Annotated in this window: 21 protein-coding genes; 1 reads left to right on the top strand and 20 read right to left on the bottom strand. The window is 60.8% G+C overall.

The window, feature by feature from the left end; all coding sequences use genetic code 11:
- Window positions 1-42: 42 nt before the first annotated feature.
- The 11 genes from motD to V9L13_RS00510 form a co-directional block, all read right to left on the bottom strand.
- The gene (motD, locus tag V9L13_RS00560; RefSeq protein ID WP_003222931.1) at window positions 43-933 is read right to left on the bottom strand and encodes a flagellar motor protein MotD; all 891 of its coding nucleotides are present in this window, start codon (window positions 931-933) and stop codon (window positions 43-45) included.
- A 15-nt stretch (window positions 934-948) separates the two neighbouring features.
- Entirely contained in the window at window positions 949-1,689 is a 741-nt protein-coding gene (locus tag V9L13_RS00555; protein ID WP_003222929.1) for a flagellar motor protein, read from the bottom strand.
- A complete protein-coding gene (locus V9L13_RS00550; RefSeq protein WP_103520805.1) occupies window positions 1,689-2,831 on the bottom strand; it encodes a chemotaxis response regulator protein-glutamate methylesterase in 1,143 nt (380 codons plus the stop codon). The genes V9L13_RS00555 and V9L13_RS00550 overlap by 1 nt, the downstream gene beginning before the upstream one ends.
- 49 nt (window positions 2,832-2,880) lie before the next feature.
- Window positions 2,881-5,154: a chemotaxis protein CheA gene (locus tag V9L13_RS00545; RefSeq protein WP_338801156.1), complete on the bottom strand. Its 2,274-nt coding sequence runs from the start codon at window positions 5,152-5,154 to the stop codon at window positions 2,881-2,883.
- Window positions 5,155-5,189: 35 nt separating this feature from the next.
- Complete coding sequence (locus V9L13_RS00540) at window positions 5,190-5,978, bottom strand: protein phosphatase CheZ (protein WP_027613919.1); 789 nt, start codon at window positions 5,976-5,978, stop codon at window positions 5,190-5,192.
- A 17-nt stretch (window positions 5,979-5,995) separates the two neighbouring features.
- Entirely contained in the window at window positions 5,996-6,367 is a 372-nt protein-coding gene (locus tag V9L13_RS00535; RefSeq protein WP_024012118.1) for a chemotaxis response regulator CheY, read from the bottom strand.
- 166 nt (window positions 6,368-6,533) lie between these two features.
- On the bottom strand, window positions 6,534-7,274 hold the full coding sequence (gene fliA, locus V9L13_RS00530) for an RNA polymerase sigma factor FliA (RefSeq protein WP_003222919.1): 741 nt from the start codon (window positions 7,272-7,274) through the stop codon (window positions 6,534-6,536).
- Window positions 7,271-8,101 carry a flagellar synthesis regulator FleN gene (gene fleN, locus V9L13_RS00525; protein ID WP_003222917.1) on the bottom strand — a complete coding sequence of 277 codons (831 nt, stop codon included), beginning with the start codon at window positions 8,099-8,101 and terminating at the stop codon, window positions 7,271-7,273. The genes fliA and fleN overlap by 4 nt, the downstream gene beginning before the upstream one ends.
- A gap of 113 nt (window positions 8,102-8,214) precedes the next feature.
- The gene (flhF, locus tag V9L13_RS00520; RefSeq protein ID WP_003222914.1) at window positions 8,215-9,555 is read right to left on the bottom strand and encodes a flagellar biosynthesis protein FlhF; all 1,341 of its coding nucleotides are present in this window, start codon (window positions 9,553-9,555) and stop codon (window positions 8,215-8,217) included.
- 11 nt (window positions 9,556-9,566) lie between these two features.
- On the bottom strand, window positions 9,567-11,696 hold the full coding sequence (flhA, locus tag V9L13_RS00515) for a flagellar biosynthesis protein FlhA (protein ID WP_027613918.1): 2,130 nt from the start codon (window positions 11,694-11,696) through the stop codon (window positions 9,567-9,569).
- Window positions 11,697-11,916: 220 nt separating this feature from the next.
- Entirely contained in the window at window positions 11,917-12,591 is a 675-nt protein-coding gene (locus V9L13_RS00510) for a hypothetical protein (protein ID WP_338801155.1), read from the bottom strand.
- A gap of 601 nt (window positions 12,592-13,192) precedes the next feature.
- Between V9L13_RS00510 and V9L13_RS00505 the strand changes: the two genes are divergently transcribed.
- On the top strand, window positions 13,193-13,552 hold the full coding sequence (locus V9L13_RS00505) for a hypothetical protein (RefSeq protein ID WP_338801154.1): 360 nt from the start codon (window positions 13,193-13,195) through the stop codon (window positions 13,550-13,552).
- A 228-nt stretch (window positions 13,553-13,780) separates the two neighbouring features.
- Here the strand turns inward: V9L13_RS00505 and flhB are convergent, their stop codons facing one another.
- From flhB to V9L13_RS00460, 9 genes are all read right to left on the bottom strand, one after another.
- Window positions 13,781-14,920, bottom strand: coding sequence for a flagellar biosynthesis protein FlhB (gene flhB / locus V9L13_RS00500; protein WP_103522068.1), 1,140 nt, complete (start codon window positions 14,918-14,920; stop codon window positions 13,781-13,783).
- A gap of 3 nt (window positions 14,921-14,923) precedes the next feature.
- Window positions 14,924-15,709 (bottom strand): flagellar biosynthetic protein FliR, encoded by a 786-nt coding sequence (gene fliR / locus V9L13_RS00495; protein WP_003222899.1) that lies wholly within the window; start codon window positions 15,707-15,709, stop codon window positions 14,924-14,926.
- A gap of 3 nt (window positions 15,710-15,712) precedes the next feature.
- Window positions 15,713-15,982: a flagellar biosynthesis protein FliQ gene (fliQ, locus tag V9L13_RS00490; protein WP_003222897.1), complete on the bottom strand. Its 270-nt coding sequence runs from the start codon at window positions 15,980-15,982 to the stop codon at window positions 15,713-15,715.
- Complete coding sequence (gene fliP, locus V9L13_RS00485) at window positions 15,979-16,737, bottom strand: flagellar type III secretion system pore protein FliP (RefSeq protein WP_003222895.1); 759 nt, start codon at window positions 16,735-16,737, stop codon at window positions 15,979-15,981. Before fliP ends, fliQ begins: the two co-directional genes overlap by 4 nt.
- Window positions 16,737-17,186, bottom strand: a complete 450-nt coding sequence (fliO, locus tag V9L13_RS00480) for a flagellar biosynthetic protein FliO (protein WP_003222893.1) — start codon at window positions 17,184-17,186, stop codon at window positions 16,737-16,739. Before fliO ends, fliP begins: the two co-directional genes overlap by 1 nt.
- Window positions 17,187-17,648 carry a flagellar motor switch protein FliN gene (fliN, locus tag V9L13_RS00475; RefSeq protein ID WP_164747895.1) on the bottom strand — a complete coding sequence of 154 codons (462 nt, stop codon included), beginning with the start codon at window positions 17,646-17,648 and terminating at the stop codon, window positions 17,187-17,189.
- Window positions 17,649-17,701: 53 nt separating this feature from the next.
- Window positions 17,702-18,670 carry a flagellar motor switch protein FliM gene (gene fliM / locus V9L13_RS00470; RefSeq protein WP_003222890.1) on the bottom strand — a complete coding sequence of 323 codons (969 nt, stop codon included), beginning with the start codon at window positions 18,668-18,670 and terminating at the stop codon, window positions 17,702-17,704.
- A gap of 9 nt (window positions 18,671-18,679) precedes the next feature.
- Window positions 18,680-19,183, bottom strand: a complete 504-nt coding sequence (gene fliL / locus V9L13_RS00465; RefSeq protein ID WP_338801153.1) for a flagellar basal body-associated protein FliL — start codon at window positions 19,181-19,183, stop codon at window positions 18,680-18,682.
- Between the two features lie 290 nt (window positions 19,184-19,473).
- The gene (locus V9L13_RS00460) at window positions 19,474-20,868 is read right to left on the bottom strand and encodes a flagellar hook-length control protein FliK (protein ID WP_338801152.1); all 1,395 of its coding nucleotides are present in this window, start codon (window positions 20,866-20,868) and stop codon (window positions 19,474-19,476) included.
- Window positions 20,869-20,958 lie beyond the last annotated feature (90 nt).

Below are 20,958 nucleotides of genomic sequence, written 5' to 3'. Positions count from 1 at the left end.
CGGTTCGTTCCTCCCGGCCGAGATGCTCGACCGAGACATAGCTCAGCGTATTAATGCGGGTGACGGAGAATTGACGGCACTCTCGCGTCCCGGCGTCTTGACCGGGGTCGGTGCAGTTTGTGTGCCAGCGCGCTTCAATGCCGCGTCCGGTTGCGCATTGGCGGTTCCGGTACCGGTCAGACTGCGGCGCACATCGAGGTTGCGCGACACCACCAGCACCACGCGACGGTTTTTCGCCCGGCCTTCGGCGGTGGCGTTGTTGGCCACCGGCTGAAACTCACCGTAACCCACCGAGGCCAGACGACCAGGGTTCACACCCTGCATCGCGAGCATGCGCACGATGCTCGCCGAACGCGCCGAGGACAGTTCCCAGTTGGTCGGGTACTGCGCGGTGCGGATCGGCTGATCGTCGGTGAAGCCTTCGACATGGATCGGGTTGTCGAACGGTTTGAGGATCGCCGCGACCTTGTCGATGATGTTGAAGGCGATGTCGCTCGGCATCGCGTCGCCGCTGCCGAACAACAGGCTGGAATTGAGTTCGATCTCGACCCACAACTCGTTGCCGCGCACGGTCATCTGGTTGGAGGCGATCAAGTCGCCGAACGCGGCACTGATGTCATCGGCAATGCTTTTCAGCGGATCGCTGGCACCGGCGATACCGGCATCAACCTGCTCGCTGTCCTTGACCAACGGCTTGGCCGGGGTCACGGTTTTCGGGCGTTCCTCACCAATCGGGATCGGCTTGAGCGAGCGATCGGAGTCGGTAAAAACGCCGATCAGCGCTTCGGAAATGACCTTGTATTTGCCTTCGTTGATCGACGAGATGGAATACATCACCACGAAGAACGCGAACAACAGCGTGATGAAATCCGCGTAGGACACGAGCCAGCGCTCGTGATTAACGTGTTCTTCCTGATGCCTGCGGCGAGCCATAGTCCATTACCCCCATCAATCCATGAAGCCCTGAAGCTTCAGCTCGATAGAGCGAGGGTTTTCACCTTCGGCGATCGACAAAATACCTTCCAACAACATTTCGCGATAACGCGACTGCCGCAACGCGATTGACTTGAGCTTGGCCGCCACCGGCAGCAACACCAGGTTGGCACTGGCCACGCCGTAGATGGTCGCGACGAATGCCACGGCAATGCCGCTGCCCAATTGCGTCGGATCAGCGAGGTTGCCCATCACATGAATCAGGCCCATCACCGCACCGATGATGCCGATGGTCGGTGCGTAGCCGCCCATGCTTTCGAAGACTTTGGCCGCTTCGATGTCGCGGGCTTCCTGGGTGTAGAAATCCACTTCGAGGATGCTGCGGATCGCTTCCGGCTCGGCGCCATCGACCAGCAATTGCAAGCCCTTGCGCGAGTAGTTGTCCGGTTCGGCATCGGCCACACCTTCCAGACCCAGCAGGCCTTCCTTGCGCGCAGTGAGGCTCCAGTTGACCACGCGGTCGATGCCACCGGCCAGATCCACCCGTGGCGGAAACAGGATCCAGGCGAGAATCTGCATGGCGCGCTTGAAGGCGCTCATCGGCGATTGCAACAGCGCTGCACCGATGGTGCCACCGAGAACGATCAGCGCCGCCGGGCCGTTGGCCAGCGCGCCAAGGTGACCGCCTTCAAGGTAGTTGCCGCCGATGATGGCGACGAACGCCATGATGATCCCGATAAGACTTAGAACATCCATCAGATACACGCCTCGACGATGTGCTTGCCGATGTCGTCCAGGCCGTAGACCGCGTCAGCCAGATCGGCTTTGACGATGGCCATCGGCATGCCGTAGATCACGCAACTGGCTTCGTCTTGCGCCCATACCGAGCTGCCGCCCTGCTTGAGCAGACGCGCGCCTTCGCGGCCGTCGGCGCCCATGCCGGTGAGGACCACCGCCAGAACTTTGTCACCGTAGGACTTGGCCGCAGAACCGAAGGTGATGTCCACGCACGGCTTGTAATTCAGACGCTCGTCGCCCGGGAGGATTTTCACCGCACCACGGCCGTCGATCATCATCTGCTTGCCACCCGGCGCCAGCAGCGCCAGGCCCGGACGCAGGATGTCGCCATCCTCGGCTTCCTTGACGCTGATGCGGCACAGCTTGTCCAGACGCTCGGCAAACGCCTTGGTGAACGCCGCCGGCATGTGCTGGATCAGCACGATCGGCGCCGGGAAGTTCGCCGGCAATTGAGTCAGCACCCGTTGCAGCGCAACCGGGCCGCCGGTCGAAGTACCGATGGCCACCAGTTTGTAGGCTTTGCGTTTCGGTGCCGGCGACGCAGCGCTGGCCGCCGGCGCGCGAGCAGGTGCTGGAGCCGGGGCCGGACGCGTCGGAGCTGCAGCGCTGTGGCTGCTGAAACTCGAAGCCGCTGGCGCCGGGGCGGGTGCAGGCGTCGGTGCAGCGGCCGGAGCCGGCGCACTGTAGGCACTGAAACGACGATTACTGCGCGAGATGCTGTGAACCTTCTCGCACAGCAGTTGCTTGACCTTCTCGGGATTGCGCGAGATATCTTCGAAATTCTTCGGCAGGAAATCCACCGCGCCGGCGTCCAGCGCATCCAGGGTGACCCGGGCGCCTTCATGCGTCAGCGAGGAGAACATCAACACCGGAGTCGGGCAGCGCTGCATGATGTGCCGCACCGCCGTGATGCCATCCATCATCGGCATCTCGTAGTCCATGGTGATCACGTCCGGCTTGAGGGCCAGGGCCTGATCGATCGCCTCTTTACCGTTGGTGGCCGTGCCGACCACCTGGATGCTCGGATCCGCTGAAAGAATTTCCGAGACGCGGCGGCGGAAAAAACCCGAATCGTCCACCACCAGGACTTTGACTGCCATAAACACTCCATTAGGCGCAGCGGGACGTCGTCGACCCGCTGCCCCGGATTCAAATACGCCGTGCGGCGTAACGCTTGAGCATGCTTGGAACATCGAGGATCAGAGCGATGCGGCCGTCACCGGTAATGGTGGCGCCGGACATGCCCGGAGTGCCCTGGAGCATTTTGCCCAATGGCTTGATGACCACTTCTTCCTGGCCGACCAGTTGATCGACGACGAAGCCGATCCGCTGAGTGCCCACCGAAAGGATCACCACATGGCCTTCACGCTGCTCTTCGTGAGCGGCGGAGCTGACCAGCCAGCGCTTGAGGTAGAACAATGGCAGCGCCTTGTCCCGCACGATCACCACTTCCTGGCCATCCACCACGTTGGTGGTCGACAGGTCGAGGTGGAAGATTTCGTTGACGTTGACCAACGGGAACGCAAACGCCTGATTGCCGAGCATCACCATCAGGGTCGGCATGATCGCCAGCGTCAGCGGCACCTTGATGACGATCTTCGAGCCCTGGCCCTTGGTCGAGTAGATGTTGATCGAACCGTTGAGCTGGGAAATCTTGGTCTTCACCACGTCCATGCCGACACCGCGGCCGGACACGTCGGAAATCTCGGTCTTGGTCGAGAAACCCGGGGCGAAGATCAGGTTGTAGCACTCGGTATCGCTCAGGCGATCGGCCGCGTCCTTGTCCATCACACCGCGTTTTACCGCGATCGAACGCAGGACGTTCGGGTCCATGCCCTTGCCGTCGTCGGAGATCGACAACAGGATGTGATCGCCTTCCTGCTCGGCCGCCAACACCACACGACCGCCGCGGGCCTTGCCCGACGCTTCGCGCTCTTCCGGCGACTCGATGCCGTGGTCGACCGCGTTGCGCACCAAGTGGACCAGCGGGTCGGCCAGGGCCTCGACAAGGTTTTTGTCGAGGTCGGTTTCTTCACCCACCAGTTCCAGGTTGATCTCTTTCTTGAGCTGACGCGCCAGGTCACGAACCAGACGCGGGAAGCGCCCGAAGACCTTCTTGATCGGCTGCATCCGGGTCTTCATCACCGCGGTCTGCAAGTCAGCCGTGACCACGTCGAGGTTCGACACGGCCTTGGACATGGCTTCGTCGCCGCTGTTGAGGCCCAGGCGCACCAGACGGTTACGCACCAGTACCAGTTCGCCGACCATATTCATGATTTCGTCGAGACGCGCGGTATCGACACGAACAGTGGTTTCGGCTTCGCTGGCCGGTTTTTCCGGTGGCGGAACAGCGGCGGCACGCGCCGGCGCCGGTGCAGCAGCGGCGGCCGGTTTTGGCGCTTCGGCTTTTGGCTCAGGCTTGGGTGCAGCTTTCGGTGCAGCAGCCGGTGCAGCGGCGGCCTTGGCGGCTGGCGCGGCCACAGTCGACGCGGTGCCCGCAGCAGCGGCGCCGACATCGGTGAACTTGCCTTTGCCGTGCAACTCATCGAGCAGCGATTCGAATTCGTGATCGCTGATCAGATCACTGCCGGCGGCAGCGGCAACCGGAGCGGCTGGCGCAGCCGGTGCCGAGGCAATCGCCGACTCGAGTGCTTCAACGGCAAAGTTACCCTTGCCATGCAACTGATCGAGCAGTGCTTCGAATTCGTCGTCGGTGATGTCCGAGCTGTCACCGGCAGCCGGTGCCGCCGGAGCGGCCGCTGTCGGTGCCACGGCGTCTGGCGCGAACTGGCCCTTGCCGTGCAACTGATCGAGCAACGACTCGAATTCAGCGTCGGTAATTTCATCGCTCGCTGCCGTATCGGCAGTTGGCGCAGGTGCAGCAGCGGCCGGGGCTTCGGCTTCAGCCTTGACGGCGTTCAGCGAATCCAGCAGCTGTTCAAATTCGTTATCGGTGATGTCGCCGGAATCGCCTTCGACGACCAGCTCTTCGATCATCTCGGCCACTGGCGAAGCCGGGGCTTCGTCCGCCGATTGCGGTTCGGCCAGACGCGCCAGCGCAGCCAGCAGTTCCGGGGTTGCAGCAGTGATCGGTGCACGCTCACGGACTTCGCTGAACATGCTGTTCACCGCGTCCAGTGCTTCAAGCACCACGTCCATCAGTTCTGCATCAACGCGACGCTCACCCTTGCGCAGGATGTCGAACACGTTTTCGGCGATGTGACAGCACTCCACCAGCTCATTGAGCTGAAGGAAGCCGGCGCCCCCTTTTACAGTGTGGAAACCGCGAAAAATTGCGTTGAGCAGATCTGCGTCATCCGGGCGGCTTTCCAGCTCGACCAGTTGCTCGGACAGTTGCTCAAGAATCTCGCCGGCCTCAACCAGGAAATCCTGAAGGATCTCTTCATCGGCGCCGAAGCTCATTAATGGGGTGCTCCTACAGGTCTAAAAACCTAAACTCAAAATCCAAGGCTGGATAACAAATCGTCCACATCGTCCTGACCGGACACAACGTCTTCTCGTTTATCGGCATGAATCTGCGGACCTTCACCCTGCGAGAGATGTTTTTGTGGATCTTTTTCTGCAAGCATCGCGGCACGGTCGTGTTCGATGCCCGCAAAGCGGTCAACCTGACTGGCCATGAGGACGAGTTTGAGCAAATTGCTTTCGACTTCGGTGACCAGCTGGGTCACACGCTTGATCACTTGACCGGTGAGGTCCTGGTAATCCTGAGCCAGCAGGATGTCGTTGAGGTTGCTCGACACCGCACGGTTGTCCGTGCTGCTGCGTGACAGAAAACCGTCGACCCGGCGCGCCAGCTCGCGGAACTCTTCAGCCCCGACCTCGCGACGCATGAAGCGGCCCCAATCGGTGCTCAGGGCCTGGGCTTCTTCAGCCAGGCCATTGACCACCGGGGTGGCGCTTTCCACCAGATCCATGGTGCGGTTGGCCGCGGCTTCGGTCAGCTTGACCACATAGCCCAGGCGTTCGGTGGCGTCGGTGATTTGCGACACTTCCTCGGCCTGCGGCATGTGCGGATCGATCTGGAAATTGACGATCGCACTGTGCAGTTCGCGTGTGAGCTTGCCCACTTCCTGATACAGGCCGCGGTCACGGGTCTGATTGAGCTCATGGATCAGTTGCACAGCGTCGCCGAACCTGCCTTTTTCAAGGCTCTCGACCAGTTCGACCGCGTGTTTTTTCAGGGTCGACTCGAAATCGCCCTGTGAAGATTCGTTATGCTCCATAGCTCCCCCGCGCGTCATCAGCCGATGCGTTCGAAAATCTTCTCGATTTTGTCTTTCAACGCCTGAGCCGTGAAAGGTTTGACCACGTAGCCGTTCACACCGGCCTGAGCGGCCTCGATGATCTGCTCGCGCTTGGCTTCAGCGGTCACCATCAGCACCGGCAGATGCTTGAGTTTTTCATCGGCACGCACGTGGCGCAGCAAGTCGATACCGGTCATGCCCGGCATGTTCCAGTCCGTTACCAGAAAGTCGATGCTGCCGCTGTTGAGCACCGGAATGGCGGTAGTGCCATCGTCGGCCTCGACGGTGTTGGTGAACCCAAGATCCCGCAGCAGGTTCTTGATGATCCGCCGCATCGTTGAGAAGTCATCAACGATGAGGATTTTCATGTCTTTGTTCAATTCGACCTCCAAGCAGTCTTAAACGCGCCCAGCACCTGGACGCGCCACTTCAATCAATCGGCGCAGCACTCGAAGACTGTCTGGAGCACAACAGAGCAAGACCGGTGCCGTTCATCACCGCACCAGCCTCGTTCGCAGTGTCCCCACACTGCCTTCAGCGCGCTCGCCACTCCCCCAAACGCCCCCGCAAACGGGCCGCGCACTGGCTGTGTAACTGGCTGACCCGCGATTCACTGACGCCAAGGACTTCACCGATCTCCTTGAGGTTCAGCTCTTCGTCGTAGTACAGCGCCAACACCAGTCGCTCACGCTCCGGCAAATTGGCAATCGCGTCCGCCAGCGCCGCCTGGAAGCGTTCATCTTCCAGATCGCGTGACGGCTCAAGATGAGCACTGGCGCCATCCTCGTGCAGCCCTTCGTGTTCGCCGTCCTGCAACAGGTCGTCGAAACTGAACAGCCGGCTGCCCAGGGTGTCATTCAAAATCCCGTAGTAATCGTCGAGACTCAATTGGAGTTCGGCCGCAACCTCGTGATCTTTAGCGTCACGGCCGGTTTTAGCTTCAATTGCCCGAATTGCGTCACTGACCATACGGGTGTTGCGGTGAACCGAGCGCGGTGCCCAATCCCCTTTGCGTACTTCGTCGAGCATCGCGCCGCGGATCCGGATGCCCGCGTACGTTTCGAAACTGGCGCCTTTGCTGGCGTCGTATTTGGTCGAGACTTCGAGCAGGCCGATCATCCCGGCCTGAATCAGGTCTTCAACCTGCACACTCGCCGGCAAGCGCGCCAGCAGGTGATAGGCAATGCGCTTGACCAGTGGCGCGTAACGCTCGATCAACTCGTACTGCGCGTCACGTGCCGACTTCTTGTAGTAGTTCATACCGCTGGCGGTCATAGCACAGGCCCTGCCGTTTGCTGCACGAGGCGCTCGACGAAAAACTCCAGGTGGCCACGCGGGTTGGCAGGCAGCGGCCAGGTATCGACCTTCTGCGCGATCGCCTTGAACGCCAGCGCGCACTTGGAACGCGGAAAGGCTTCATAGACCGCTCGCTGCTTCTGCACTGCCTTGCGCACGCTTTCGTCGTACGGCACCGCGCCGACGTATTGTAAGGCGACGTCGAGGAAGCGATCCGTGACCTTGGTCAACTTGGCGAACAGGTTGCGCCCTTCCTGCGGGCTCTGCGCCATGTTGGCCAGCACGCGGAAGCGGTTCATGCCGTAGTCGCGGTTGAGCAGTTTGATCAGCGCGTAGGCGTCGGTGATCGAGGTCGGCTCGTCGCAGACCACCAGCAACACTTCCTGCGCGGCGCGGACAAAACTGACTACCGAGTCACCAATACCTGCAGCGGTGTCGATCACCAGCACATCGAGGTTGTCGCCGATGTCGCTGAAGGCCTGAATCAGACCGGCGTGTTGTGCCGGGCTCAGGTGCACCATGCTCTGGGTGCCGGAAGCGGCCGGCACGATGCGGATCCCGCCGGGGCCCTGCAACAGCACGTCGCGCAGCTCACAGCGGCCTTCGATGACATCGGCCAAAGTGCGTTTGGGGGTCAGTCCCAGCAGAACGTCGACGTTCGCCAGCCCCAGATCGGCGTCCAGCAGCATGACCCGACGGCCAAGCTCTGCCAGCGCCAGAGACAAGTTCACTGACACGTTAGTCTTGCCGACGCCACCTTTGCCGCCGGTCACCGCGATCACCTGTACGGGATGCATGCTGCCCATGTTATTTCTTTACCTTGTCTTGCATAGACGGAGGCCACATTACTGGCTGCGCGTTCTCAACCGGAACAATGCATGGCAGACCATCGATGTAGGTACAAAAACTGTTCATTACCTCAGCCAACCTGCTTGGTCGGGCTGTGGTAGATATCAGCGAACATGTCAGCCATGGCTTCTTCGCTGGGTTCTTCCTGCATTTGCACGCTGACGGCGCGGCTGACCAATTGATGACGGCGCGGCAGATGCAGATCATCCGGAATCCGTGGGCCGTCGGTCAGGTAGGCGACCGGCAGTTCATGACTGATCGCCAGGCTCAACACTTCGCCAAGGCTGGCCGTCTCATCCAGTTTAGTCAGGATGCAGCCGGCAAGCCCGCAACGCTTGTAACTGTGATAAGCGGCGGTTAGAACCTGTTTCTGGCTGGTGGTTGCCAGCACCAGATAATTTTTTGAACGGATGCCACGCCCGGCCAGACTTTCCAGCTGCATGCGCAGTGCCGGATCGCTGGCCTGCAGGCCGGCGGTATCGATCAGCACCACGCGTTTGCGCAGCAGCGGGTCGAGTGCCTGCACCAGCGACTGGCCCGGATCGACGTGCGTAACCGGCACATTGAGAATCCGCCCCAGGGTCTTGAGTTGTTCCTGGGCGCCGATGCGGAAGCTGTCCATGCTGACCAGCGCAACATTCTGCGCGCCGTACTTGAGCACGTAGCGCGCCGCGAGTTTGGCCAGGGTGGTGGTCTTGCCCATGCCGGCCGGGCCGACCATGGCAATCACCCCGCCCTCTTCCAGCGGCTCGACTTCTGGCACGGCAATCATTCGCGCCAGGTGCGCGAGCAGCATGCGCCAGGCCTGACGCGGTTCTTCGATGTCGGTGATCATCGCCAACAGGTCGCGCGACAACGGTCCGGACAGACCGATACGTTGCAGACGGCGATACAGATTGGCTTGTGCCGGACGGCTGCCTTGCAGCTGATTCCAGGCCAGGGTGCCGAGCTGCACTTCCATCAGCTCACGCAAACTGTTCAATTCGAAACGCATCGAATCCAGCGCACGCGGATCGATGCCGGCGGACGACTGGGCAGGCGCTGGCGCCGGACGCGCCGGGGCGGCGTAAGTCGGTTCGCTCAACGGCTCGGCAGCGGTCAGCGGCAGGCCGGCCGTCAACGGCAGCCCGGCGAACAACTGGCGATTGGTGTTGCCGTCGGCTTCGCCACGCAGGCTCAGTTCGGCCTGGGCGGTAACGATGCGCGACTGGGTCTTGCGCAGCTCGTCCTCGAGTTCCATGTTCGGAACCCGTGGTGCCAGCGCAGACAATTTGTAATCCAGCGCCGCCGTCAGCTCGACGCCGCCGGCAATGCGGCGGTTGCCAATGATGGCGGCATCAGCGCCCAGCTCATCACGAACCAGCTTCATGGCCTGACGCATATCGGCGGCGAAAAAACGCTTAACTTGCATAAACCACTACCTCAGCCGTTGGGCCCTACTGTCGCAACGATGGTCACTTGCTTGTTGTCCGGAATTTCCTGGTAGGCCAGCACGTGCAGCCCTGGGACTGCGAGGCGGCCGAAACGCGAGAGCATCGCGCGTATCGGGCCTGCTACCAACAGGATCACCGGTTGACCTTGCATTTCCTGGCGCTGCGCCGCTTCGATGAGCGAACGCTGCAGCTTCTCGGCCATGCTTGGCTCCAGCAGAACGCCCTCTTCAGAGCCTTGTCCTGCCTTCTGCAGACTATTGAGCAATATTTGTTCCAACCTTGGTTCCAAGGTGATCACAGGCAGCTCGGAGTCAGTGCCTACAATGCTTTGGACGATGGCGCGGGATACCCCGACGCGTACGGCGGCCACCAAAGCGGCGGTATCTTGACTCTTGGCGGCGTTGTTGGCGATGGCTTCGGCAATGCTGCGGATATCGCGCACCGGCACGTGTTCGGCCAGCAGCGCCTGCAGCACTTTGAGCAACTGCGAGAGCGACACCACCCCCGGCACCAGCTCTTCAGCCAGTTTCGGCGAGCTTTTGGCCAGCAATTGCATGAGTTGCTGCACTTCTTCGTGGCCGATCAGCTCGCTGGAGTGCTTGTACAGAATCTGGTTCAAGTGCGTCGCGACCACGGTACTGGCGTCGACCACGGTGTAACCGAGCGATTGCGCCTGCGCACGCTGGCTGACTTCGATCCACACCGCCTCCAGGCCGAAAGCCGGATCTTTGGCGGTAATGCCGTTGAGCGTGCCGTAGACCTGTCCCGGGTTGATCGCCAGTTCGCGATCCGGGTAGATCTCGGCTTCGGCGAGGATCACCCCCATCAGGGTCAGGCGATAGGCGCTCGGCGCCAGATCGAGGTTGTCGCGAATATGTACCGTCGGCATCAGGAAGCCCAGATCCTGCGAGAGCTTCTTGCGCACGCCCTTGATCCGCGCCAGCAACTGACCGCCCTGATTGCGATCCACCAGCGGGATCAGGCGATAACCGACTTCCAGACCGATCATGTCGATCGGCGTCACGTCATCCCAGCCCAGCTCCTTGGTTTCCATGGCGCGGGCCGGCGACGGCAGCAGTTCCTGCTGGCGCTGAACCTCTTGCAGCGCCTGCACCTTGGCGACGTTCTGCTTCTTCCAGAACAGGTAGGCGCCACCGGCAGCCAGCGCGGCCATGCTCAGGAACGAGAAGTGCGGCATGCCCGGGACGAGGCCCATCACGGCCATCAAACCGGCGGCCACCGCCAGGGCTTTGGGCGAGGCGAACATCTGCCGATTGATCTGCTTGCCCATGTCTTCCGAACCGGAAGCACGGGTCACCATGATCGCTGCCGCTGTCGATAACAACAGTGATGGCAATTGCGCCACCAAACCGTCACCAATGGTCAGCAACGCGTAAACCTTGCCCGCGTCGGCGAAGGTCATGTTGTGCTGGAAGATACCGACGGCCATACCGCCGATGAGGTTGATGAACAGAATCAGCAGGCCGGCGATGGCGTCACCACGGACGAACTTGCTCGCACCGTCCATCGAACCGTAGAACTCGGCCTCTTGGGCGACTTCCTGACGGCGCGCCTTGGCCTGGTTCTGGTCGATCAGACCGGCGTTGAGGTCGGCGTCGATCGCCATTTGCTTGCCGGGCATCGCATCGAGGGTGAAGCGTGCGCTCACCTCGGAAATCCGCCCGGCACCCTTGGTCACCACGACGAAGTTGATGATCATCAGGATCGCGAAGACCACGATACCGACCACGTAGTTGCCGCCGATCACCACTTCACCGAAGGCCTGGATCACCTTACCGGCAGCAGCGTGGCCGTCCTGACCGTGGAGCATCACCACCCGCGTCGAGGCCACGTTCAACGCCAGCCGCAGCAGCGTCGCCACCAGCAGAATGGTCGGGAACACCGCAAAATCCAGTGGTCGCAGCGCATACACGCAGACCAACAGGACGACAATCGACAGGGCGATGTTGAAGGTGAAAAACACGTCCAGCAGGAACGGCGGCACCGGCAACATCATCATCGCCAGCATGACCAGCAGCAACAACGGCACACCCAGATTGCCTCGACTGAGGTCGGCAACATTCGAGCGAGCAGTGTTGAATAACTGAGAGCGATCCACCGGTTTTCCCCGTTCCTTTAAAGCAAACTTTTGACGCCCAAAGCAGGCGCACGGCGGCTACTGCAAGAAGCCTTCCAACTTTTGCCGGGGATTGAAATTGAGGTTTGCTTCAGGGGAATTGTCTTGCCAGAAGCTGGGCGCCATGGAGCCGACCGCTAAACAGACGCAGGACGGCTATCACCATTAGAGGCGGGTAAAAAAATCAGAAAAAACCGCGCACTCATGGATCCCCGGCAGTCAAAATTTGCTCTGGATTAATCGCACCAAGACGCAAATTGCGGCCCACAAGGTAGCGCGTACCCTTACGGATCGGCTTCCCTCCCACGTCGACAAGCGTCTCCTCAGAATCGCCTAATGTCACGATCTCCTCGGGCTGATGAAAAGGATCTTCGGGGTATGCCTTCAACACAATCAGTGCCCAGACAAAGTAAATGTCCGGCACATCCTGCGGCTCGATCTTCCGTTCGACCTCCGGCTCGACCTCCCATCGAAAGTCCTGCCCACCCGTGACCTGTAACTGATCACCGACCATGTGAAATTGTGGTTTGTGATAACGCGCCAGTAGGCCGGTGCCATTGCTACTCCATGTATCGGAGTAGTTGTTGGGCGAAGAGAAAACTCTGACCAACTCTTCAACAGTACCAATGTTGCCAGCGGCACTATTGAATCGGTTGTAGAGACTATGGTGGGCTACCCCGTCCAACCTTGGCTTGATCGCATTGATATACGAATCGAGATAGCCCGGCACATACGCATTGCTCATGTGCACGAAATGCGTGAAGTCCAACATCGCCTTAAAAGTGAACGTGCAAGCGATATGATCAGACTCTTTCGCCACCGACCCGGAAACGAACTCGAACCTCATTCCTTCAAGCTTTTTGTAGTTCTCTTGCATGACCTTCTCCTTGGCGAATGTTAAAGACAGGTCAGAAGGCGAATTGCCCGTGAAACCTGCCAAGGAACATGGAATAGCTGAATGCCCTTTGTGTCCACTGTCAGAACTAACAGGTAGAGGTCTTTTTCAGACAAGCGGAGGGCCGCTGTCTTTTGATTTATCAGGAATCGCGCCGCAATGAACACAGATTGGGGGTATCACACCGATCCCCTGTGGGAGTGGGCTTGCTCGCGAAGAAGCCATCCGCGACACCACAGAATCATGAGCAGCAACTTTAAACGCTGGCGTTTAAAAGACACCTCCAGACACGCCTTGCGGGCTACATATTCTTGCGCCATTGCCTACAGCTACGCCAGAATCCGCCGGCTTGTGCGCCTTGGGGTCGGGTTCTATTGTGGATCGGTCGCTGATTGTTCAGTGATCGGGTTTAGCAGCCTGGGGTTTCTCTAGACGCACAAAGTCCGTTGTCGTTATGGCGGCTTTGCGTGGGGCACTTCGGTGCGCCGGGTTCTAGAGTCCTGGTCTGCTAACCCGCGTACAGCCGCCACCTCCTTCGTTAGCAGCGAACGGTGCCGGCCTCACCACTCTAGAGGCTTTACCGATGATCAAACCAACACCCAACCCACCCGATACCGACACCACCTCCCCCTACGAATCCCTCGATTCAAAAAAACTCCACGAAGCCGCCGACCGTGCCCTCGACCACTACCTCTGCGCGCCCGGCGCCACTCCGATTCAACGCAAAACCCGCTCGATGTACGCCGTGACCGCAGACTTCAAAAACGAAGAACTGCTGGCCGATGCCTGCGAAACACTCGCGTCAGCCAGAACCATCGCCAATGACTTCGCCCACCTGATACCGGCGTCGCAGCGCAGGACGCTGCTGGGGATAGCGCAATTGATCATGCTTGGTGAGCTGGCGGTGAATCGGGTGATGGATAATCTGGAGTTGCCGCAGTAACAGGATCTGTGACTGGCCTTGAATGAGGCGTTGTGGCTGCTGACGTCTTCGCGGGCAAGCCCGCTCCCACAGGGATTGGCGTCGATCACAAACCTGTGCCTCCATGCCGAACCTGTGGGAGCGGGCTTGCTCGCGAAGGCGGCCTCACAGCCGACACATGTCTTCAGGCATAAAAAAACCGCCGCCCCGTTCAATCGGGATGGCGGTTTTTATTGCGTCACTGTCCAGTCAGGAATCGCGGCGCAGATCCGGCGGGATCGGCAGATCGTCTTTCAGTGGATCCGGGCGTTTGCCCTTGCCGGCGCGGTACTGGCGGATCTGGTAGACGTAGGCCAGCACCTGGGCGACCGCCAGATAGAGGCCGCCGGGGATTTCCTGGTCGAGTTCGGTGGAGTAGTAGATCGAGCGCGCCAGCCCCGGCGACTCGAGGAGCATGACGTTGTTGGCGACGGCGATTTCGCGGATCTTCAGCGCCAGGAAGTCGCTGCCCTTGGCCAGCAATACTGGCGCCCCGCCCTTCTCCGAGTCGTACTTGAGCGCGACGGCGTAGTGGGTCGGGTTGGTGATGACCACGTCGGCGTCGGGAATCGCCGCCATCATCCGCCGCTGCGACATCTCGCGCTGGGTCTGGCGGATGCGCTGTTTGACCTCTGGCCGGCCTTCCTGATCCTTGTGCTCGTCGCGCACTTCCTGCTTGGTCATCAGCAGTTTCTTGTGGCTTTCCCACAACTGCACCGGCACGTCGACCGCAGCGATGATGATCAAACCGCAGGCCAGCCACAGCGAGCTCCAGCCCACCAGCGTCACGCTGTGAATGATCGCCTGCTCCAGCGGTTCATGGGCGATGCGCAGGAAGTCATCGATGTCGGACGACAACACCATCAGCGCCACGAACAGGGTGATCAGGAACTTGGCCAGCGCCTTGACCAACTCGATCACGGCCTTCATCGAGAACATGCGCTTGAGGCCCGCACCGGGGTTCATCCGGCTGAATTTCGGCGCCATGGAGCCGGCGGCGAACAGCCAGCCGCCAAGGGAAATCGGCCCGATCAGTGCGGCCAGCAACAGGGTGATCATGATCGGCTGAATCGCCACCAGCGCGATCTTGCCCGAGATCAGCAGGAACGTGCCCATGGACTTCTGATCCATGATCACTTCCCGCGACAGCGAGAAATTCAGGCGCATCAGATCCATCAATTCCTGCGCCAGCATGCCGCCGAACACCAGCAGGCCACCGGCACCGGCGAGCATTACCGCGAGGGTGTTGAGCTCTTTGGAACGGGCAATCTCACCCTTCTCACGGGAGTCCTTTTTGCGTTTCTCCGTGGGGTCTTCTGTTTTGTCCTGACCGCTTTCGCTCTCTGCCATGGCTCAGCGCGCCCGTGCCAGTTCGCGTAGCAACTGCAAAGCCTCGGTGGCCAGCGGTTGATACTGATTGAGAATGTCCGCCAGACCGACCCAGACGATGAACAGACCCAGCACCAGGGTCAGCGGAAAACCGATGGAGAAGATGTTCAGTTGCGGCGCAGCGCGGGTCATCACGCCGAACGCGATGTTGACCACCAGCAGCGCGGTGACCGCCGGCAGCACCAGCAACAACGCCGCCCCGAGAACCCAGCCGAGTTTGCCGGCCAGCTCCCAGTATTGCGCGGTCATCAACCCGCCGCCCACCGGCAGCGTGGTGAAGCTCTCGGTGAGCACTTCGAAGACCACCAGATGGCCGTTCATCGACAGGAACAGCAGGGTCACCAGCATGGTGAAGAACTGCCCGATCACCGCCACCGAGACGCCGTTGGCCGGGTCGACCATCGAGGCGAAGCCCATGCCCATCTGGATCGCGACAATCTGCCCGGCCACGGCAAAGGCCTGGAAAAACAGTTGCAGGGAAAACCCGAGCACCGCACCGACCAGAATCTGCTCGGCGATCAGCAGCCAGCCACTGAGCGCAAGCGGACTGACCTCCGGCATCGGCGGCAGCCCCGGGGCAATGCACACGGTGATGGCCACGGCGAAATACAGACGCACACGGCGCGACACCAACGTGGTGCCGAACACCGGCATGACCATCAGCATCGAGGCGACGCGAAACAGTGGCAACATGAACGACGCCACCCAGGTACTGATCTGGGTGTCGGTCAGCTGAAGCAGCGATTGCATGGCTCAGCCGATGACCATCGGAATGTTCTTGTAGAGCTGGATGATGTACTCCATGAACGTCTGCACCAGCCACGGGCCGGCGACGATCAGGGTGACCAGCATGACCAGCAGACGCGGCAGAAAGCTCAGGGTCTGTTCGTTGATCTGGGTGGCGGCCTGGAACATCGCCACCAGCAGGCCGACCAGCAGGCTCGGCACCACGAGAATTGCGACCATCATCGTGGTCAGCCACAGCGCTTCCCGAAAGATATCGACCGCCACTTCCGGCGTCATGGCGAAACACCTCCGAAGCTACTGGCCAGGGTGCCGATAATCAGCGCCCAGCCATCCACCAGTACAAACAGCATGATCTTGAACGGCAGCGAAATGATCAGCGGCGAGAGCATCATCATCCCCATCGCCATCAGCACACTGGCCACGACCAGGTCGATGATCAGGAACGGAATGAAGATCATGAAACCGATCTGGAACGCGGTTTTCAGTTCGGAGGTGACGAACGCCGGCACCAGAATGGTCAGCGGCGCCTGATCTGGGGTGGCGATGTCGGTACGCTTGGACAGACGCATGAACAGCTCCAGATCGCTGGTGCGGGTCTGGGCGAGCATGAAGTCCTTGATCGGTACCTGGGCCTTTTCCACCGCTTGCTGCGCGGTGAGTTTTTCCGCCAGGTATGGCTGCAGCGCATCGTTGTTCACCCGATCGAACACCGGGGCCATGATGAACATGGTCAGGAACAGCGCCATGCCGGTGAGGATCTGGTTCGACGGTGTCTGCTGCAGACCGAGGGCCTGACGCAGGATCGAGAAGACGATGATGATCCGGGTGAAACTGGTCATCAGAATCACAGCCGCCGGAATGAAGCTCAGCGCCGTCATGATCAACAGGATCTGCAGGCTGACCGAATACTCCTGCGCGCCGTCGGCGTTGGTGCCCAGCGTGATCGCCGGGATCGACAACGGATCGGCGGCGAACGCCAGCGGCGCGGCCAGCATCAAGGCCAGCGTCAAGACGATGCGTAGCGCACCCATTACTTCTTATCCTTCTGATCCTTGCCGAGAATCTTCAGCAGATGCTGGGCAAATTCCGGGGTCGCTTTTTCGCTGCTGCTCGGCACTGGCACCGGCTCCTTCAGCACATGCAGCGCGGTGATGGTGCCAGGGCTGAGGCCCAACAGAATCTGTTCGTTGCCGACCTGCACCAGCATCAACCGGTCGCGCGGACCGAGTGCGCGGGAGCCGATCAGCTCGATCACCTGGCCCTTGCCTGCCGGCCCGGACTGCTGCACCCGGCGCAGCAGCCAGGCGAGGAAGAAGATCAAGCCCAGCACCAGCAACAAGCCGAAGACCAGTTGCGTCAATTGCCCGGCCACACCGCTGCCGATCGCCGGCGCGGCAACCGCAGCGGCGGACGTGGCGGCCGGTTCAGCGGCCAGCACACTCAACGGCAGCGCCAGCAGCGCCCACAGGAACCGTTTCACTCAGCGCAGCTTCTTGATGCGTTCGCTTGGGCTGATCACGTCGGTCAGGCGGATGCCGAACTTCTCGTTGACCACCACCACTTCGCCGTGTGCGATCAGGGTGCCGTTGACCAGCACGTCCAGCGGCTCGCCGGCCAGACGATCAAGCTCGATCACCGAACCCTGGTTCAGTTGCAGCAGGTTGCGGATGTTGATGTCGGTGCTGCCGACTTCCATCGAGATCGACACCGGGATGTCGAGGATCACGTCCAGGTTCGGACCGTCCAGCGTCACCGGATCGTTGTTTTTCGGCACGCTGCCGAACTCTTCCATCGGCAGACGGTTGGAGCTTGCAGCGCCAGCGTCGGCGGCCAGCAGCGCGTCGATGTCAGCCTGGCTGCCATCACCGGTCTCTTCCAGGGCCGCAGCCCATTCGTCGGCCAGTGCCTGATCGTCCTGGGCGTTCATTTCGTCGTTCATCATTTGTCCTCGGCGGGCAACAATTCAGTTAAATGCGTGGTGGTGAGAGCGGCGCTTCAGCGACGCTCGATCGGCTCGATCACCTGCAACGCGAGGTTGCCTTTGTGCGAGCCCATCTTGACCTTGAAGGCCGGTACGCCGTTGGCGCGCATGATCATGTCTTCCGGCATCTCGACCGGGATCACGTCCCCCGGCTGCATGTGCAGGATGTCGCGCAGCTTCAACTGGCGGCGGGCCACGGTGGCGCCGATCGGTACATCGACATCGAGCACGTCCTGACGCAGGGCATTGACCCAGCGCTCGTCCTGATCGTCGAGGTCCGACTGGAAACCGGCGTCGAGCATTTCGCGCACCGGCTCGATCATCGAGTACGGCATGGTCACGTGCAGGTCACCGCCACCGCCATCGAGTTCGATGTGGAAGGTGGAGACCACGATCGCTTCGCTCGGGCCGACGATGTTGGCCATGGCCGGGTTCACTTCCGAGTTGATGTACTCGAAATTGACTTCCATGATCGCCTGCCAGGCTTCCTTCAGATCGACGAAGGCCTGCTCCAGCACCATGCGCACTACACGCAGTTCGGTCGGGGTGAATTCACGCCCTTCGATCTTGGCGTGACGGCCGTCGCCGCCGAAGAAGTTGTCCACCAGCTTGAACACCAGTTTGGCGTCGAGGATGAACAGCGCAGTGCCGCGCAGCGGTTTGATCTTGACCAGGTTGAGGCTGGTCGGTACGTACAGCGAGTGCACGTATTCGCCGAACTTCATCACCTGGACGCCACCGACGGCAACGTCCGCCGAGCGGCGCAGCATGTTGAACATGCTGATGCGGGTGTAACGGGCAAAACGCTCGTTGATCATTTCCAGAGTCGGCATGCGTCCACGGACGATGCGATCCTGGCTGGTCAGGTCGTAGCTTTTGACACTGCCGGGTTCGGCAGCGTTATCGGTCTGTACCAGACCATCGTCGACGCCATGCAACAGCGCGTCGATTTCATCCTGGGACAGCAGATCCTGCACGGCCATGTCGTGTTCCTACTGCAGTACGAAATTAGTGAAAAGCAACTGTTCGATCACCACTTTGCCCAGCTCTTTCTGCGCCACTTCCTGGACGCTGGCTGTGGCCTTCTGGCGCAACATCTCCTGCCCGACCGGGGTCGCCAGCGTGGCGAAATCCTGACCGGAGAAGAGCATCACCAGGTTGTTGCGGATCACCGGCATGTGCACTTTGAGCGCGTCCAGATCGGCCTGGTTACGCGCCAGCATGGTGATGCTCACCTGCATGTAGCGCTGACGGCCGTTCTGGTTGTAGTTGGCGACAAACGCCGGCGCCATCGGCTCGAAAATCGCTGGCTGCTTGCCGGTCGGCGCGGCTTCGGCGGCCTCGGCAGGCTTGCTCTGAGCACTGTGCATGAAGTACCAGGTCGCGCCCACGGACACACCGATCGCCAGCAGCAGAGCCACCACGATCAGGATGATCATCTTGAGTTTGCCTTTGGTCGCGGGGTCTTTTACAGCTGCTGCTTCGCTCTTCGCCATGCCAATAATCCGTCACTAATCGGGTTTTCACAGTCGCACGGCAAGGCAAGAGCAAGTGTTATGCCAGAAGTGTCGGAGGTAACGCTAAAGTCAAAAGCCACCCTCACCCCAGCCCTCTCCCGGAGGGAGAGGGGGCTGACCGAGGTGTCAGGCATCAAACATCGACCTGAAAGACCGAGTCGATTATGGATTCACAGCGAAAGTATCCGGTCGGCGTACTTCGCGAGCATCCCCCAATCGGTCCCCTCTCCCTGTGGGAGAGGGCTAGGGTGAGGGGCTCTTGATTTTGCTCAGGCGTAGTAGTCGACGGCGCTGGTGCCAATGACGCTGGTGGTTTGCGCAGCGGCTTCCGCCACTGCCGCCGGCGTCAGCTCTTCTTCCGCCGAATCCAGACGTCCGCCAGCAGCGCTGGTGCGGCCACTCTGGCCCTGCTGCGCCTGTTCCTGGCCCTGCTGACCCTGCCAGCCGCGGCTCTGGTCGGAGACATTAACGTCGACCTGGCCCATGCCCTGCTGGGTGAACATGTCACGCAGGCGATGCATCTGCCCGTCCAGCGCTTCACGCACGCTTGGATGCGCGCTCATGAACGTCACCTGGGTCTGCTGATCGGGAACCATGTTCACCCGGATATCCAGACGCCCCAGTTCCGCCGGTTGCAATTGAATATCCGCCGCCTTCAGATTGGCGCTCGACAGGTACATGACGCGGTTGACGATTTCTTCGGTCCAGCCGCTCTGGTGCATGGCGATCGGCTGATTCACCGGTACGGCGTTCGCGGTTTTCGGTGTGGCTGCCTGAGTCAGCGCCGCCAGACGGTTGGCGAAATCATCGACACGGGTATCACTGGTGGCGCTTTTCAGATCTTTCAGGCCATCGTCGATCAGGCCACTGAAGGTTTTTTCACCATTCTGACTGGTGCTGTCCTTGTCGGCCTGTACGTCGAGCATGCTGGCCATGCCGGCGGCGAAGTTCTGCGCCGAAGTCAATTCACCGTCGGCCTGAGTCTGGGCCGGCGTAGCTTTGGGCTGTGTCTGGCTGGATGCGGAAATGTGCCCGCCCTGCTCCATCGCCATGCGCACCGCCGGCAACGAGTCGAGCGGATCGGCCGCCGGGTCGAAAGCGCTGTCGGTCGACGCAGCAGGGTCTTTGATCACTGCCGGCGCGACGGTTGCGGCCACGACCGGTGTTTCGGCCTTGACCGGCTCCGGTGTTACAGCCACCGGTGCTGGCACCACAGGCGCCGCGACCAGCGGCTGCACGGTTTGCGCCAGCGCCGGATCCAGCGCCGGGTCAACCGGCGTGGTGTCAGCCACCGGAGTCTGCGCGTCGTCTGCGGCAGCATCGGCAGCGGCCTTGTCAGCGGCGGCCTGATCATCGGATGTCGTCGGTGCAGTCTTGTCGGCAGGCAAGGCGTTGCCGCTATCGGCAACGGTCTGTTGCGTGGCGGCAGACTTATCCTTGCCGAGATCTTTCCTGTCGCTGTTGTCGGCAACCTTGTCGCGCGCCGGTTTCAACGAACTGTCAGAGCTCGGAAGAGTCTTTTTCGGGCCTTGATCGGCGAACACCTGAGCGAAGCTTGAGGCCTTGTCCCCGGTGTCTGCAGCCATTACCGGCGTCTTCGCGGCGGCGGCTTGCGCCTTGGCCTGAGCGGCAGATTGAAGAAGAACATTGGGGGTCGCAGGCATGACACGGTCTCCGCTGCACTGGGATCGTAGGTACAGTTGACGGGGATTATTGCAAGTGTCGGGCCAGTTTTGTCCGGCGCTTGCGAAAAG

The organism is Pseudomonas sp. RSB 5.4 (assembly GCF_037126175.1).
In the GTDB taxonomy this organism is placed as follows: Bacteria; Pseudomonadota; Gammaproteobacteria; order Pseudomonadales; family Pseudomonadaceae; genus Aquipseudomonas; species Aquipseudomonas fluorescens_H.
Note: the sequence above shows the minus strand (reverse complement) of the source record. Positions and strands in the feature narration are given on the sequence as shown.

Coding starts and splice junctions, on each gene's coding strand:
- motD (WP_003222931.1), bottom strand. CDS start 933: ATGGCTCGCCGCAGGCATCAGGAAGAACACGTTAATCACGAGCGCTGG.
- V9L13_RS00555 (WP_003222929.1), bottom strand. CDS start 1,689: ATGGATGTTCTAAGTCTTATCGGGATCATCATGGCGTTCGTCGCCATC.
- V9L13_RS00550 (WP_103520805.1), bottom strand. CDS start 2,831: ATGGCAGTCAAAGTCCTGGTGGTGGACGATTCGGGTTTTTTCCGCCGC.
- V9L13_RS00545 (WP_338801156.1), bottom strand. CDS start 5,154: ATGAGCTTCGGCGCCGATGAAGAGATCCTTCAGGATTTCCTGGTTGAG.
- V9L13_RS00540 (WP_027613919.1), bottom strand. CDS start 5,978: ATGGAGCATAACGAATCTTCACAGGGCGATTTCGAGTCGACCCTGAAA.
- V9L13_RS00535 (WP_024012118.1), bottom strand. CDS start 6,367: ATGAAAATCCTCATCGTTGATGACTTCTCAACGATGCGGCGGATCATC.
- fliA (WP_003222919.1), bottom strand. CDS start 7,274: ATGACCGCCAGCGGTATGAACTACTACAAGAAGTCGGCACGTGACGCG.
- fleN (WP_003222917.1), bottom strand. CDS start 8,101: ATGGGCAGCATGCATCCCGTACAGGTGATCGCGGTGACCGGCGGCAAA.
- flhF (WP_003222914.1), bottom strand. CDS start 9,555: ATGCAAGTTAAGCGTTTTTTCGCCGCCGATATGCGTCAGGCCATGAAG.
- V9L13_RS00510 (WP_338801155.1), bottom strand. CDS start 12,591: ATGCAAGAGAACTACAAAAAGCTTGAAGGAATGAGGTTCGAGTTCGTT.
- V9L13_RS00505 (WP_338801154.1), top strand. CDS start 13,193: ATGATCAAACCAACACCCAACCCACCCGATACCGACACCACCTCCCCC.
- flhB (WP_103522068.1), bottom strand. CDS start 14,920: ATGGCAGAGAGCGAAAGCGGTCAGGACAAAACAGAAGACCCCACGGAG.
- fliR (WP_003222899.1), bottom strand. CDS start 15,709: ATGCAATCGCTGCTTCAGCTGACCGACACCCAGATCAGTACCTGGGTG.
- fliQ (WP_003222897.1), bottom strand. CDS start 15,982: ATGACGCCGGAAGTGGCGGTCGATATCTTTCGGGAAGCGCTGTGGCTG.
- fliP (WP_003222895.1), bottom strand. CDS start 16,737: ATGGGTGCGCTACGCATCGTCTTGACGCTGGCCTTGATGCTGGCCGCG.
- fliN (WP_164747895.1), bottom strand. CDS start 17,648: ATGATGAACGACGAAATGAACGCCCAGGACGATCAGGCACTGGCCGAC.
- fliM (WP_003222890.1), bottom strand. CDS start 18,670: ATGGCCGTGCAGGATCTGCTGTCCCAGGATGAAATCGACGCGCTGTTG.
- fliL (WP_338801153.1), bottom strand. CDS start 19,183: ATGGCGAAGAGCGAAGCAGCAGCTGTAAAAGACCCCGCGACCAAAGGC.
- V9L13_RS00460 (WP_338801152.1), bottom strand. CDS start 20,868: ATGCCTGCGACCCCCAATGTTCTTCTTCAATCTGCCGCTCAGGCCAAG.